This window comes from Brevibacillus sp. HB1.2 (assembly GCF_013332495.1).
Taxonomy (GTDB): domain Bacteria; phylum Bacillota; class Bacilli; order Brevibacillales; family Brevibacillaceae; genus Brevibacillus; species Brevibacillus porteri.
The window spans coordinates 355,794-371,530 of record NZ_JABMIU010000003.1; the positions used below are offsets into that span (position 1 = coordinate 355,794).

The window sequence follows — 15,737 nt, forward strand, 5'->3', positions numbered from 1 at the left end:
CATTTTCAACTTTTCAACGAAAGGGGTTGAACTCGTTGCCATTTTTGGGATAGGGCATCTGCATCTTTACTGGTGTGGAAGATAGTTGTTGAGTGGAGGGGTCGGAGCTTGGCATGAATTGCGTGCTTGGGTGGAATTGGGTGTTTGGCTGGAATTGAGTACTCGGTTGAAATTGGGCATTATGCTGGAGTTGACTGAAGGCTTTATTGGTTCGAGCTTCTTTTTGCGTGAATTCTTTGATGATTTGCTTGTATTTTTCTTCGGTGTTTTGGAGATCTTTCACCACGTTTTTGAGTCCGGTGATCGTCTTTTTCAATACTTGCTCCTGGGATGTAAACTGCTCAATAGCTTTTTCTTTTTCTGTTAACAGAGAGTCGTATTTTTGGGTAGTTTTCTCCAGTACTTCGTTCCATTTAGTTTTTTGAAGAGAGACGTTTGCGAGCTTTTCGTCGGTTTCCTTGGCTTGTTGCTGAAAAGCTTTGATACGATCCTGTGCCTCCGTTAATTTCTGTTGTGTATCTTTTAACTCCGACTGGAGACTCTTAACGGTGTTTTGTGTTTGTTGGATTTCTTCGTCGCGTTTTTGGATGCTTTGCTGCAATTCTTGCTCATGTAGGGAATGCGATTCGGCCAGCTTTTTATAGTCAGCGACGAGTTGATTTTTCGTTAACCGAGCTGCTTCCAGCTCAAGGAGAGCTTCTGTTAATTGCTGAGAAGTCTCTTCGTGCTTTGCTGTCCAACTTTGTTCGAGATCTATTGCTTTTTGCAACATATCGTGGCGGGTGGCTTCTAGCTCTTGCTCTTTCGTACGTAAATCCTGTTTTTGCGCTTCAAGTTCCTGCTCTCGGGTGTATCTATCTTGATTCTGCACTTGTAGCTCCTGCTCTCGGGTTTGCAAATCTTGCCTCTGAACATGTATTTCCTGCTCCTGAGAGAGGAGGGCCAATTCCAGTGTATTTAGTTCTTGCTCCCGAGTAAGCAATTCCTGTTCACGATTGTGTAGGGTATGCCCTTGAGCCTGGAGCTCCTGCTCTTGGTTGTGTAGCTCTTGATCTCGCTCGTTCAGCTCTTGTTTTAGTGTGAGTAACTCTTGCTCGTGGGAGTGGATTTCCTGCTCATGTGAGAGAAGCTCCTGTCCGCGAAGCTGTAGTGCTTGCTCTCGGGATTGAAGCCCTTGTTCTTGAACCTGTAGTTCTTGGCTCTGAGCCAAAAGCGCCTGCTCCTGGGAGAGGTTGGCTTGTTCCCAATCCCGAAGCCCCTGTTCATGGGTCTTGAGCTCTTGTTCTTGAACCTGCAACGCCTGTGCATGAGCTTGTAGCTCTTTTCCTTGTACCTGCAGATCTTGTTCAAAACCGTTTAGTTCTTCTTCCCTTGCTTGAAGGTCTCGCGTCTGCGCGAGAAGTTCTTGATCTCGTGCCTGAAGCCCTTGCTCGAAAGTGAGCAGCTCTTGTTCTTTCGTCTGGAGGTTTTGATTTTGAGAGAGAAGTTCTTGCCCGCGCGTTTGCAGCTCTTGCTCGAGAGTGTAAAGGTCTTGCTCTCGTGCTTGAAGGTATTGCGCCTGGGTGAGAAGGTCTTGCCCCCGAGCTTTAATACCTTGTTCGAGGATGGTTAGTTCTTGTTCTTTTGTTTGCAGATTATCTGCTTGTGTCTGCAGTTTTTGCCCTTGTACTTGGAGCTCTTGCTCAAAATGGAGAAGGTCCTGCTCCCGTGCGTTGAGATCTTGCGTCTGGGAATGTAGATCTAACGCTTTGGAAGTGAGCTGTTGTTCTTGCTTCTGCAAGTTTTGAGTCAGGGATTGAAGTTCTTGGTCTTTCGTTTGAAGTTTTTGATCAAGTTCGAGAAGTTCCTGTTCTCGTGAGTTGAGGTCTTGCGTCTGGGAATGCAGTTCTTGCTCTTTTGATTGGAGCTGTTGTTCTTGCTTCTGCAAGTTTTGAGTCAGAGATTGAAGTTCTTGGTCTTTCGTCTGAAGTTTTTGATCAAGATCGAGAAGTTCCTGTTCTCGTGCGTTGAGGTCTTGCGTCTGGGAATGCAGCTCATGCTTTTTGGAAGTGAGATGCTGCTCTTTCGTCTGCAGGTTTTGAGCTAGGGATTGAAGGTCTTGCCCTTGAGTCTGAAGCTCTTGCTCGAGATCGAGAAGGTCCTGCTCCCGTGCGTTGAGGTCTTGCGTCTGGGAATGCAGATCTTGCTCTTTGGATTGGAGCTGTTGTTCTTGCTTCTGCAAGTTTTGAGTCAGGGATTGAAGTTCTTGGTCTTTCGTCTGAAGTTTTTGATCAAGATCGAGAAGTTCCTGTTCTCGTGCGTTGAGGTCTTGCGTCTGGGAATGCAGTTCTTGCTCTTTTGAGTGGAGCTGTTGTTCTTGCGTCTGCAAGTTTTGAGTCAGGGATTGAAGTTCTTGGTCTTTCGTCTGAAGTTTTTGATTAAGAGCGAGAAGGTCCTGCTCCCATGCGTTGAGGTCTTGCGTCTGGGAATGCAGCTCTTGCTCTTTGGAAGTGAGATGCTGCTCTTTCATCTGCAGGTTTTGAGCCAGGGATTGAAGGTCGTGGCCTTGAGTCTGAAGCTCTTGTTCGAGATCGAGAAGTTCCTGCTCCCGTGCGTTGAGGTCTTGCGTCTGGGAATGCAGCTCTTGCTCTTTGGACGTGAGTTGTTGTTCTTTCGTTTGCAGGTTTTGAGCTAGGGATTGAAGGTCTTGGCCTTGAGTCTGAAGCTCTTGTTCGAGATCGAGAAGTTCTTGTTCCCGTGCGTTGAGGTCTTGCGTTTGAGAATGCAACACGAGCTCTTTGGACTGGAGCTGTTGTTCTTTCGTCTCGAGGTTTTGAGTCAGGGATTGAAGGTCTCGCCCTTGAGTCTGAAGCGCTTGTTCGAGCCCCAGAAGTTCTTGTTCCCGTGCGTTGAGGTCTTGCGTTTGAGAATGCAACACGAGCTCTTTGGACTGGAGCTGTTGTTCTTTCGTCTCGAGGTTATGAGCTAGGGATTGAAGGTCTTGCCCTTGAGTTTGAAGCACTTGTTCGAGAACGTGAAGATCCTGTTCTCGTGCATGGAGGTCTTGTGCCTGAGAGTGCATTTCTAATCTTTGCGCTTGTAACGCTTGTTCAAGCCCGACAAGTTCCTGATGCCGTGCTTGAAGTGCCTGTGTCTGAGATTGCAGTTCCAGCTCCTTAGCCTCGAGCTTTTGGTCGGTAACAAGGAGCTCTTGCTCAAGCCCGACAAGTTCCTGATGCCGTGCTTGAAGTTCTTGTGTCTGAGAATGCAGCTCCAGCTCCTTAGCCTCGAGCCTTTGATTTGTAACAAGCAGATCTTGTTCTTTCGTCTGCAGTTTATCCGCTTGAGAATGCAGTTCTAACCATTGCGTCTGAAGCTCTTGTTCATGATCGAGAAGTTTCTGCTCCCGTTTTTGTAGGTGTTGCGTCTGAGAATGCAGCTCTTGCCCCTTCGATTGGAGGTCTTGTTCGAGAGAGAGTAGATCCTGCTCTTTCGTCTGAAGGCTACTCGCTAGGGAATGCAGTTCCTGCCCTTGCCCCAGCAACTCTTGCTCAAGATCGTGAAGTTCCTGCTCCTGTGCCGTGAGACTATGCTCAAATGCGTGGAGGTTTTGCTCCCTCACCTGTAGTTCCTGCTTTCGTTGCTCCCAATTTGCGTTTGCTTCTGTAAACTGCTTTAGGTCAGAGAGTGTCTGCTCTTCCCGTGCCCGTGCTTCCTCCAACTGCTGATTCAATGACTCCATTTTGGATAGTTGCTCGTGCTGTCTCATCTGCGCACTTTCAAACTCTTCATTTACATGATCCAAAGCTTGTTTCCATGTGAGCTGTTGCTGCTCCAGATGTTCTATCATGTCTAAATGCTGTTGGCGTTCATGCAGGATCTCCTCGATTTGACTCAGATGCTGCTGATCTTGCTCGTGTAACGTTTTTTGCCATTGTGCCTCTTTTTGTTCGTAACTTTGTACTCGCCGTTGGAGCAATTCTATGTGCTCGCGTAAGTGTGATTCCTGCGCTTGATGTTTGGACATGATTTCTTCAAGCCGTGGACCTTTTCGCTGCTCTCTGATCTCGGTTTGCAAGCTGTCGATCGAACTCTTTAGTTTTGCTTCTGTTTCCTGGTGGTCGGTTATGGCATTTTCCCGTTGTTTCAGGAGATGCTCGTAGTAGTCGAGCTTGCTTTTCATTTCTTGAAGCATGTCTTGTGAATCATTCAAGCGCTGCTTCCATTCTGCCCCTTTGCTGTCCAAATCGTGGAGGTTCTGGTTCAATTGTTCAAGCTGCTCTCTGTATGTTTCATTTTTTTGGGATGTTTCCTCTATCTGCTTCTGTAGGTACCACACTTCTTGCATGAGTTGGTTTGCTTTTTCTTCGTAGTAGTGTGCTTGTTTTTTTAGCAGGAGGAGCTTCTCATTTTCTCTCGACTTGTTCGCATTGGAGATTCTCCTTTTGTACACAGTGTTGTCCTCCTTTTTCCGTCTGGCTTTCCCATATAGACATATGTACGGGGTGGGAATTGGTGCCTGTATTGTAGTGACGGGTTTCTATATAGAAAAAACGGGAGAAGTGCTAGTCTTCTCCCGCCTGATTGGAAACGAATATTTATTTCTTACGGAGTGGTAATGACAATATCCCCAAACGTGATGCAATCGGCAACCAGTAATTGTTCGTCTGGAACGATTGTAATTGTGGCACTGAAGACGAGGACGCCAGAAGAGTCGGTGAGTGTCAGGATGATAACGTCTGGCAGGTTGAGTCCTGTTTCGGCGAGTGTCAGAGAGTAGGTCACCGTTTCTTGTGCGCCTGTTGCTGTGAATGTCCGTACACCAGTACCTGTTACGACCAGACCTGTCACAATTGGCAGGATAGGCAGTACGCTAATGCATGTCGGAGAGCTGATAGTCGTTGGCGAGAAGCTGAAGCTTTGATCGCCAAGGACATCAGGCAGGAGAGCATCAAAGAAGTTAAAGGTAAACGAGCTGCTGGATGGATCGCAACTTGGGCAGATATCCGCGATGAGCTGGATCGTACCGACGGCAATGGCGAGCGGGATACCAATCGATACGGAGACGTTTGGTACCAACGCGTTGACGGACGCCTGGCAATCGCAGTTGCGTACTGGGAAGATTGGTGGGCATTGTGGTGGGAATGTGATCGGCGGGCAACGGAAAGATGGCGTTGGCGATGGAATTGGAATGTTGTTTGGACGTGGAGAGCAGAATTTCGCCAATACTTCTAGTTTGACTTCTGCTTCTACCTGGATTTCTACGCAGACAATGACGTCGAGTTGAACCATGCCACCGAGGAGAACAGTACCGGTTGGTGAGCACTCGAAAGCACTGATTCGGCACAAGATATTGTCCTCATCAAGCGGTTCAGGCAGGCAGAGTACGACTTCCTGATCGAATTGCACTGTCGTTGTGAATTCGCAGAGAGGTGTTCCGTCTGCGAAGACGCGAACGAGCACAGTGGCTCCGAACACGAAGCGAACGACACCGACCCGAACAGTGGTCCCATTGACTACAATGTTCTCGCGGCGAATACTGACGACTCTGCAAGTAGGACCAGGAGAAACTGGCTCAACGCAGGAGATCGTGATATCTTGCCCTGCACGAATGGCAGCGTCTACCAGAGCTTGACAATCGTCGGGAAGGGCAATCTTGTTTCGGTAGCTGTTCGCTAATACTACCCAGTCATACACCTTATTGACGCGAATGCACTCTTCCTGCAGGTTGTTCGATATAGGAGGAGTTGCTGTAGGCGTCGGTGTAGGGAGCTGGCGACCCATAATGGGCTTCACGTGATGTTTCACCGTAAGAATCCTTCCTTTCCTAGGGAGTTTGCTTTGCAGTTACATACTATGTGGGCAACCGGAGTTTGGCATGTTGAGCATGCGCCTATTTTTTAGGTCACTATCTTGTCAGAATGGAATTTGAAATTTTTGAAAGAACCAATTGTCGTCGAATTTTCTTTGGGCAGTGTATCGAACACGCTGAGCGGCAGCCCCGCAAGTCAGCACGTCATCCGCAATTTCACTCGCATTTGCGTAGAGTACAAGTTTTTTCGCTGCCTCAATCCGCTGCTCGTTAAAATGGCTGTACGCCATGCGAAGCATATTGTAATAAATGTGCTCATGTGCAATTGTGTAAGGGTGAACTTGCCTGAACAAATGCAAAATTTTTACGGATGGCTGGACCAGACACGTATATCCAAAGAGCCACATTTTGATGGAAAACTCGATATCTTCAAATCCCCATATGCGAAAACCACGGTCAAAACCCCCGACTTTCATAAAAGCCTCTCTGGTGACCAAGAAGCATCCCCCTGGCAATATCGCAACCGGTGACGGACCTGTTGGCTTTGGATACCAGCTGATCTCAAGCTTTTGATTCAGATTTTGCCCATAACCAATTTTATGTGGCTCCGTCATGGAGGCAATTCCCGGAGCAACTCCATCTGCTTTTTTTGTAAGGATGAGCTCCATCATGCGATCGATCCAAAAGTTTTCAAAAGACAGATGGGCATCGCAAAAAATGAAGTAGTTGCCGCGTGCGTGATTCACGCCCAAGTTTCGTGCTGCAGCAGCACCAATGCCTTCTGTTGTGATTAATTTTATTTTTTCATTTTGCCCGTGGCCTTGTAGAAAGTGACAACCGTTATCAGTTGAGGCATCATCGACTACGATCACTTCATATGGATACGTGGTTCTTGTATTCAAAAGGGAAGTGATGGTAGAACGCACATTGTCCCCCTCATTTTTTACAGGAATGATAATGGAGATTAGGGGCATTTGTGAGGTGGGCATATGACCACTCCTTTCTGTAGCATCGTATGCGCAAAGCGCTTCTTCGGAACAGTCATCGCCAAAAATGTTCACTTTGGACACTAGGCATTCATACAATATCGCGGACTGAAGGAAAGTGCGTGAGGAGAGATGGGAATGGATGTTGAGGTATATTACAGTGGTCAACGTGGCGGGACCATGCCGTACGCGGCTCTGCCAGCGTTTCGTTTATTTTGCAAGAAAAATGGCTTTCAATTGAAGTGGGATTCGACGAATAAAAGAGTTGACCTGGATTCGGGGTTGAAAGGAAAAGTTTGCGTTCTTTTTACAGGCATATCTTCTTCAGGAGGGACCGCCTACGAGTGGGAGGTATTGGGGAACGTTCAAAAATTTCTTTCAGATAGCGGGATGGAGGTTGTCTTAAGCCAAAACAATCCGTCTCTGGCGAAAAATACGGATGTCGCCATACGTTTCAGCTTGAAGGAAATGCGAGTCCTGGAAAAACCGAGACTGATTTTCTTTCAGTCGGAGGATGATAAGCGGCAAGATCTGGTCAAGTGTCTACGTACAGAAATGCAGCAGTCAGGAATCCCGTGTCACTATAAAGTAACCAAAAATCAAAAGCAACCATCGATCGTTCACATCCAGTTGCAGCTGCCGCTTTATACGGAAGTGAGCATGCGTAAGATCTATGCGGAAAAAATTGCGCTACACTTAGCGTCAGGGGTTTTGGAGTATTTCCAAAATGGATTACACATTCAACCAATGGCGTTTTTACCTCCCAATATTTTAAAGCTGTTTTATTCCACGATGCTCTTTACCTCTGATAAGGAAAGTCAGCAGGGAGCAGATGAAAAGCCATTGGCAGAGGAACCAATCACGATTCAGGAAAGTGAACAGCCGAGTGCTGAGGCCAGCGACTCAAATAGTGACTCAAATAGTGAAGTAAACAGCGAATCAAACAGCGAGTCAGACAGTGAACGGGAAGAACTGATGATCTTGGCAGAAGAAGAACTCCTGGAACAGGTAGTGACCATTCATCCGGTCGAAGAAGTGCCTGAACTGGTTGAATTGCGTACAACGGCAGAAGTGTATTTTGATTACACGTTGATTCACTCTGAATCAGTTGAGAAGCCGTACCTGTTGATTGGGACGCTTCAGGTGAAAAATACGGGGAACGTTGAACTGGACAATCCAATCGTTTGCCTGCGTGTCTCGCCTGTCGATTCGATCAAAATGGGAGGGCAGGTATTGCCACCGAAGCTCGTGGAGACGATGGCCGTGCAAGGTACATCGGGCTTAAAAGGATGGAGATACTTGGAAGACGATTGGTTTGCCCAAGCGATGGAGAGAGGGGAATACTGGATAGCGCCGATCCAACCTGTAACCATTGCGCCGGAATCGACGGAATCCTTCCAAAACTTTCAGATTTCATTTATGAAACAAGAAGCGGGGAAGGGAATCGTCGTTGAGGGTGTCGTGCTGTGCAACGATCAGACGGTACACTTTTCGGCAAATAACCGGATTGCTGTGTCTTTCTAATATGGAAGAAAAGCCACCATTTCAGTAGAAATGATGGCTTTTCCGTTCCGCGCCTCTATTTTTTCAAGAACATTTGCACGAATGTTTTCCCGTGCGGACCGCCATTCACGACAGCAATGGCTACGTAGTCGTATGTCGGACTCATGATATTGGCTTTGTGCCCGGAGGAGTTCATGAACATTTGATGAGCGCTGCTTACAGAGTAGTTTTGCGCAATATTTTCAGCAGCAGCTATATAGCGAATACCAAAAGTGTCCATCATTTGAAACGGTGAGCCGTAAGTGGGAGAGGTGTGGCTAAAGTAGGCTTTGTTCACCATCTCTTGGGCTTTTACACGTGCAACGTTCACCAACTGCATGTCCACTTGATATGGTGCGAGACCACGGCTGGTGCGCTCTTGATTCACGAGTTGAACCATTTCTTTTTCCTCAGCCGTCAAACCAGCGGGAAGAGGAACTTGTGTGCCGGCACCAGGGTTTTGTGGTTGCTCAGGCTTGCTCGGTGTTACGGGAGTCGTTGGATTTGTTGGGACGGTCGGCTTCGTATCTGGTTTAGGCTGTACTGGATTGTTCTTGTATTGTGTTTTTATGGCTGTAAAGGTTTTGGCGTCAGCTTCACCGGTCAAAGTTTGCTTATTACGTGACTGGAATAGCATGACGGCAAAGCGAGTAGATTCATCGTAATAACCCGAAGCAGTTACTTTGTATCCGAGTCCAGCGAGCATTGTTTGCAATTCCTTCACGCTTTCCCCACTAGCACCCAATTTCAGCGTAACGTAATTATTGGATTCTGTGGGTTCAGTAGGCTTGGACGGTGTGCTCGGCGTAATCGGCTTCTCTTGATTGCGTGCTTGGTACACGCTCTTCAGATTATCGTAAGTGGTTTTGTTTACAATCCCGGTTTGCGCCAGCTTGTATTTTTTCTGAAATGCTTTGACGTTAGAAGCCGTGTAGCTGTTGTATGTCTTGTCCACTACCAGCTTGTAGTCGTAATGAAGTGCATCGAGCATCTTTTCCACTTCAAGCACGCGCGAGTTTTTCATCCCTTTTTTCAAAGAGGTAAAGCTTGTTTTCGCAAATGCAGGTTGTCCGATCATAGTAACGAGGACGGACAGGGAAAGGATCGTTGCCATTTTCTTTATGTTGCGATTCATCACATCACGCCTTTCTCTGATTTGTCGCACCACAATGGTACTAAATGTGGAACAAATGAGAAAAGCACAAAATATTGGAAAGAGGTGGAGGTGGAATGTTTGACCTCTCTTGGATCGACCTAATCATCCTCGTGCTGGCAAGCTTTCGTCTCACGCATTTGATTGTTTTTGATGAGATCACGTCTTTTCTGCGAACCCCATTTTATCAGGTGTTATATGTACCCGATGAGTCGGGGCAAATGGTTCGGGACTTTCAATTTAAAGGCGGGAGGGTGCGCCAATGGATAGGCAGATTGTTGAGCTGCCATTGGTGCGTGGGAATTTGGGTGGGCGCTTTGATCGTTGGGTTGTATATGTATGTGCCAGCCGCCTATCCGTTGTTGCTCCTGCTTGCCATAGCCGGAGCGGCGGCTGTCATTGAGACAAAACTATATTCGAGTTGAAAGGTTAGCTCCTCGAAAAAATTTTGTATACGATCACTTCGTCATACGAAAGAGGAATGATCTCTTCGGCCATGTATCCTCCTACGATTCTTTGCTGGACTTGAGGAGTGCTCGGTACACCGATACTGGAAGACGCGATGTCCACACGAACCGTCGTGGCATTCGGATCGAGTGGAATTTCGAGGGCAAAGGTGGGCTTATCAACGGTATAACTTTTTACATTTACGCCATTCACGAGCGCAGTCAAAACAATGGGCTTCGGCAATTTTACGGGGGAGCCAGGGACTTTGCCCTTTACTAACAACATTTGAGCCGGTGCAGAAGGATCTGATTCAACAATCGCGCGCAGGACAGGAGGCGCCCACAAGTCCATCCCCCGATTCATGCTTGTGATTCTGGTTGTATTGGATGGAAAGGACTTGTAGAGCCTCAACAGGTCGAGTACACCCATGCCTTTGTATTGTGGAACGTACGATATCCAATGGCTGGGTATGGACGAATAATTTTTTGCAAGAGATCGTAAGACTTCAGGTACGCCGACGGAATGCCATTGGGTAGCTGATTTGCACGCTGTGTGGATTCGAGCGTTTCCTAAATAGTGAGGCAGATAACCGATGGGGTAAAATTTGGCGATGCGCATCCACAGGTCATAATCCATGCAAAATTGCAATTTTTCATCTACGCCCCCCATGTGCCTGAAGACGTGGGCTCTGATGAAAGCGGATGGCTGGCAAATCACACAGCTCTGATACAACTTCTTGGAATCAGCCTGTTCTGACGGATAGGTGGTGGATACTTGACCGTACTCGTTCATCACATGGCAATTGCCATGAAGCATTCCCCAGGCGGGGTTACTCGCAAAAGCGTGAACAACCTTCATAATGGCGCCAGGTACATAGGTGTCGTCTGAATTCAGCCAGCCGATGATTTCCCCTCTTGCCAATGCCAAGCCTTTGTTAAGCGCATGAGACTGTCCGCGATCCGGTTCGGAAATAAAACGGAAGCGCGGATCTTTTTGTGCATATTCTTGCAAGATGGAGAGGGTATCGTCAGTCGAGCCTCCATCTACCACGATATGCTCAAGGTTTACATAGTCCTGAGTCAATATGCTATTTATGGTCTCACGAATAAACCGGCCTTGGTTGTAAGAGGGGGTAATGATACTCACTAATGGTTGCTGTGAGTGGGACACGAGATTCACTCCCATCTTTCCATCATAAAAAATGCATGCACTACCATCAGACTATGAAAGAATGGAAAATCGGGTACACAAGCATCGTTGATCTTGTGCACCCGATTTCAATTTACCCGGAGATTACAGGTAGTCCGGAACGATCCCTGGATTGCGGAAGATACGGAGCAATTCCGCGTGGCAGTTAGGGTCGATCTCTTTGCCAGAAATGGCTCTTGCCACGAGGCTGATGCGACCTGCATCGTAATTGTTGATTCTGCCGGAAGGGATGGTCCGAACCGATTCAGGAATGATTTCAAACAGTGTGCCTCGGAGCATCTCCTCGATGCAAAGGACGGACGGCAGCCACCAAGTGGTATCGTCCTTATAAATCCGGTTCATTTGTCCAGGAGCTCCGTTGTAGACCATGATCGATTGGGTTGTATCCAAAATACAGGCAGTTTCCAACAAGAGGTGCCCACCTGGTTTAATCACGCTCCGGCATTGTGACAATGTCCACATCGGATCGCGCAGATGATAGAGCAGACCAAGATGCTGGACGACATCAAATTGATTGTGCCGAATTTGATGTGGGAACGGCAGGGGTTCAATAAAATCGTCCATCAGCAATACTTGCAGCCCTTCCCAAAGTTTATAAGGGCTAGTATTGTACAGCGGCAAAACTTTGCTTTGCAGGATGTTCTTGCAAAACTCAAAATTCAAATAGAGCGGCTGCATACAGTCCGTAGCCACGACAAGACTTGCCCCTCTTTGCTCCGCTTCAAACGCCCACATTCCGTCAAAACTAGCGAGATCAAGGACGCGTTTCCCCGAATATTGGATGTATTCTCTGGATTGTCTCGTCATATTCCATATACCTTCCAGAAGCGTAATCCCGGGTGTGACAATACCGGGTCGCAGCGCGATCTTATGGTACCATCGCCGTTTGCTGATCTCATCGAGAATTTCCTGATCTGTCCAAAATCTTCCCATCGACATGTCCCCCTTCATTGCAGAGTGCTTGCCCTATACGATATGTTCGGACCGTGCTGGGGGAAATGATATAAATGCATTAATTTCGTCCTATTCAGGTCTAAAGTTGCTTGCCAACATGCATGTTTTCGGAAAAAAGGCATATGCCCGTTTCTCGTTGTCTGTAACGTACATAAAGTATGGGGAGAAAAAGGAGGCGGAAAAAGTATGGCCTTGCCTATCGTGATCATCCATCGCGGGGACGATGATTATCTCACATACAGCTTGCAGCAAGCAAAAAGAAGCAACCCCCATTCGCCCGTCTATCTGATAGGGAATGGGGGAAACAGAAGGTATGCTATGAACGGCATCATTCACGAGATAATAGACGATTACATGCCTGCCGCTATCGAAATGACGAGAGTCTATAAACATATTCATTTCATGCCCTATGAATACAACCTATTTTGTTTTCAAAGATGGTTTATTTTGTTGGCGTTTATGAAAAAGCATCAGATTCCAAAATGCTGTTATATCGATACGGATGTCATGCTGTTTACCGACGTAAACCATCCGCGCTTTGACAACTTTATGATGGAATTCGTATGGACCAATTTCTTAGATAGGCAGAAGCTAGAACAATTTTGCGAGTTCATGACGTCTCAGTTTGCCAATCCGATTACATTCGCGAAAGTCGTTCATTACACGATGCAGAGAAAGGAACATGTCAGATTCAATCAACCTTTAATTACAGATATGGTGCTGGCCTTGCTATTTCTTTCGCAATTTAAGGATTACCAAATGACGAACGGCTTGTTTCATGATGGCTTTTTTGACGGCAATATTCAGCAGTCTGCTTCGGTGGAGAACTTGTATGGCTTTAAGAAAATTTACTCGATAAATGGTGTCCTGTGCTGCAAGGATAAGGCAACGAGTCAATTTGTCCCGTTGTTTTCTCTTCATTTTCAAGGATACACGAAGCACCATATGAAGTTTTTTACGGCTCCCTATCTCCCCCAAGCAGGTTCTTACATTTTCGATTATATTTCCAATCGATGGATTCAGTTTTTATAGGCTTCTATCATCCCTCGTGTTATTTGACCATTTTCATTGGATCATAGAGCATCGACTGCGACAAACGCATAAGATGGTGCATACAACACGATAAACGGATAGAGGTGGCCTGGGTGAAACTGATATTACTATCGGGTGGTTCAGGGAAAAGGCTGTGGCCGCTCTCCAATGATGTCAGGTCCAAACAGTTCTTGAAGTTGATAGGCAATGCACATGCCCAACCAGAGGCGATGGTTCAACGAGTGTGGAGGCAGCTAGCCTCCCGCAATTGGTCGGAGCCTGTTTATATTTCAACAGGCCGTTCGCATGTTGACTTGCTTCAAAGCCAACTTGGAGAAGGCGTTCCTTTGATCGTGGAGCCGGAAAAAAGGGATACCTTCCCTGCCATTGCTTTAGCGGTGACCTATTTGTACTCTGCTTTGACAATGGACCCGGATGAAGTCATTGCCATCATGCCTGTCGATCCATTCGTTGAGGATCGCTTCATGGACAGGATCAAGGAGCTGGAGAACGTCATACTCAGATCAGGTGCGAATCTCGCATTAATCGGAGTGAAGCCTACGTACCCATCTACGAAATACGGTTACATTGTTCCAAAGCTGGAATCAGAGTCGGGTCAGGGTGAAAGGCCTCATGCCTATCAAAAAGTAAAAAGCTTCAAAGAAAAGCCGACTCTTGAGCAAGCGCAGGATTTAGTAGAAAAGAAGGCTCTATGGAATTGTGGAATTTTTGCTTTTCGATTGGGTTATCTGATTCGCGAATTGGAGCAAAAAGGATTGCCTACTGAATACAACCGCATGCTTGAGCAATATAGCCAAATGCCTGCCATCAGCTTTGACTATGAGATTGTAGAAAAGGCAGAGAAAGTAGTCGTTCTCCCGTATGACGGAGCCTGGAAGGACTTAGGGACGTGGAATACGCTCACAGAAGAAATGAGCGGGAATGCAATCGGTAAGGTTTTGATCGATGAGAGTTGCACGAATACACACGTTATCAACGAATTGGACATACCTATCGTGTCCATCGGTTTATCGGATATGATCGTGGCGGCCAGTCCTGATGGCATCCTCGTTTCTTCTAAGGAACAAAGCCATATGGTCAAAAATTTGGCTTTGAATTGGACAAAGCGCCCAATGTATGAAGAGCGGCGCTGGGGATGGTATCAGGTTATGCATTTACAGAAGAATGAAGACGACGTGGAAGTATTAACGAAAAGAATCCATGTATACGCCGGGAAAAATTTGAGCTATCAGTACCATCACCATCGTAGCGAAGTATGGATCATCGTAGAGGGCTGCGGCGAGTTCATTTTGGATGATCAGCTGAGCCAGATTGGACCAGGTGACGTATTGCAAATCCCGGTAGGAGCCAAACATGCAATCAAAGCTACGACCGAGCTGGAATTCATCGAAGTACAGATGGGAAGTCAGCTGGTGGAAGAAGATATCGTTCGACTCGGAATGACGTGGTCAGCGATCCTGGAGCAGTTAGGGAAGCACGGTGATCACGATGATTGATCCAGCGTTTTGGCGAGACAAAAAAGTGTTGATCACAGGTCATACGGGGTTCAAAGGGTCATGGCTGTGCTTATGGCTGCATCATTTAGGGGCGAAGGTAACAGGGTATGCGCTGTCGCCGCCGACGAATCCGAGTATTTTTCAGTGTGCCCAAATCAGCTCATTGGTTGATTCGATCATTGATGATGTCAGATCGAAGGAAAGTGTTCAAAAAGCGATCAACCAAGCAAACCCGGATATCATCATTCACATGGCCGCTCAGCCGCTGGTGCGTCTATCGTATCAATATCCGGCGGAAACCTACGAAATCAATGTCATGGGTACGGTGAATGTACTCGAAGCGGCGAGAGTGGCTGTGCAGAACGGTATGAAAATCAAAGCAATCATCAATGTTACGACGGATAAGGTTTATGAAAACCGGGAGTGGGTGTGGGGATACCGTGAGCAAGATGTATTGGGCGGCTATGACCCGTATTCCAACAGTAAAGCATGTTCGGAGCAGGTGACTGCCTCCTATCGCAATGCTTTCTTTCACCCCGATCGGTATCACCAGCATGGCGTAGCTATTGCTTCAGCGCGAGCAGGCAATGTAATCGGCGGCGGCGATTGGGCTCTTGATCGCTTGATACCGGATTGCCTGAGTGCCTTGATAAAGGGAGAAAAAATCACCATCCGAAATCCAAAAGCGATTCGGCCGTGGCAGCACGTCCTTGAGCCATTGAAGGGGTATTTAATGCTCGCAGAAAAAATGTGGGGAAATGGCAAGGATTACGCCCAGAGCTGGAATTTTGGTCCGAATGAGGAAGATGCCAAATCGGTAGAGTGGATCGTCCAGCAGTTGTGTGAGCGTTGGGGAGCTGGTGCCTGCTTTGAAGCAGAGCGAACAGATCCACAGTGGCACGAAGCCCAATATTTAAAGCTGGACTGTTCCAAAGCCAAAAGTGTAATAGGCTGGAAGCCCACTTGGTCACTCGAGCAGACCTTGGACAGTATCATTTTTTGGCATAAGGCTTATCAGCAAAAGCAAGACGTAAGGGAAATCTGTTTGGCCCAAATCGCAGCGTATACAGATAGGACCCAATGAAGAACAGAGGAAGGAGGGCAAC

11 protein-coding genes are annotated in these 15,737 nt (G+C 47.1%); 5 read left to right on the top strand and 6 right to left on the bottom strand.

All coding sequences use genetic code 11. The annotated features are described in order from the left end of the window. Positions 1–13: 13 nt before the first annotated feature. The 3 genes from HPY28_RS09770 to HPY28_RS09780 all read right to left on the bottom strand — a co-directional run bounded on the left by HPY28_RS09770 (position 14) and on the right by HPY28_RS09780 (position 6,780). Positions 14–4,432: a hypothetical protein gene (locus tag HPY28_RS09770; RefSeq protein ID WP_174230492.1), complete on the bottom strand. Its 4,419-nt coding sequence runs from the start codon at positions 4,430–4,432 to the stop codon at positions 14–16. Positions 4,433–4,584: 152 nt separating this feature from the next. Then, positions 4,585–5,787, bottom strand: a complete 1,203-nt coding sequence (locus HPY28_RS09775) for a BMQ_0737 family morphogenetic spore coat protein (RefSeq protein ID WP_017247443.1) — start codon at positions 5,785–5,787, stop codon at positions 4,585–4,587. 108 nt (positions 5,788–5,895) lie between these two features. Then, the gene (locus HPY28_RS09780) at positions 5,896–6,780 is read right to left on the bottom strand and encodes a glycosyltransferase family 2 protein (RefSeq protein WP_017247444.1); all 885 of its coding nucleotides are present in this window, start codon (positions 6,778–6,780) and stop codon (positions 5,896–5,898) included. 135 nt (positions 6,781–6,915) lie between these two features. Between HPY28_RS09780 and HPY28_RS09785 the strand changes: the two genes are divergently transcribed. Continuing rightward, positions 6,916–8,301, top strand: a complete 1,386-nt coding sequence (locus HPY28_RS09785) for a hypothetical protein (protein ID WP_017247445.1) — start codon at positions 6,916–6,918, stop codon at positions 8,299–8,301. 55 nt (positions 8,302–8,356) lie between these two features. Here HPY28_RS09785 and HPY28_RS09790 read toward each other — a convergent pair whose 3' ends face one another. After that, positions 8,357–9,454, bottom strand: coding sequence for a peptidoglycan-binding protein (locus HPY28_RS09790; RefSeq protein ID WP_174230493.1), 1,098 nt, complete (start codon positions 9,452–9,454; stop codon positions 8,357–8,359). Positions 9,455–9,549: 95 nt separating this feature from the next. Between HPY28_RS09790 and HPY28_RS09795 the strand changes: the two genes are divergently transcribed. Continuing rightward, on the top strand, positions 9,550–9,897 hold the full coding sequence (locus tag HPY28_RS09795) for a DUF1360 domain-containing protein (protein ID WP_017247447.1): 348 nt from the start codon (positions 9,550–9,552) through the stop codon (positions 9,895–9,897). A 4-nt stretch (positions 9,898–9,901) separates the two neighbouring features. On the opposite strand, the gene HPY28_RS09800 is transcribed toward HPY28_RS09795, so the two are convergent. Then, entirely contained in the window at positions 9,902–11,089 is a 1,188-nt protein-coding gene (locus HPY28_RS09800) for a glycosyltransferase family 2 protein (RefSeq protein WP_174230494.1), read from the bottom strand. Positions 11,090–11,212: 123 nt separating this feature from the next. Next, on the bottom strand, positions 11,213–12,061 hold the full coding sequence (locus tag HPY28_RS09805; protein ID WP_106836735.1) for a DUF1698 domain-containing protein: 849 nt from the start codon (positions 12,059–12,061) through the stop codon (positions 11,213–11,215). 207 nt (positions 12,062–12,268) lie between these two features. Between HPY28_RS09805 and HPY28_RS09810 the strand changes: the two genes are divergently transcribed. The 3 genes from HPY28_RS09810 (at position 12,269) to rfbG (ending at position 15,715) form a co-directional block, all read left to right on the top strand. Then, complete coding sequence (locus HPY28_RS09810; protein WP_017247450.1) at positions 12,269–13,114, top strand: hypothetical protein; 846 nt, start codon at positions 12,269–12,271, stop codon at positions 13,112–13,114. A gap of 113 nt (positions 13,115–13,227) precedes the next feature. Further along, positions 13,228–14,631 carry a sugar phosphate nucleotidyltransferase gene (locus HPY28_RS09815; RefSeq protein ID WP_017247451.1) on the top strand — a complete coding sequence of 468 codons (1,404 nt, stop codon included), beginning with the start codon at positions 13,228–13,230 and terminating at the stop codon, positions 14,629–14,631. Beyond that, complete coding sequence (gene rfbG, locus HPY28_RS09820) at positions 14,624–15,715, top strand: CDP-glucose 4,6-dehydratase (protein ID WP_174230594.1); 1,092 nt, start codon at positions 14,624–14,626, stop codon at positions 15,713–15,715. Before HPY28_RS09815 ends, rfbG begins: the two co-directional genes overlap by 8 nt. Positions 15,716–15,737: the final 22 nt, after the last annotated feature.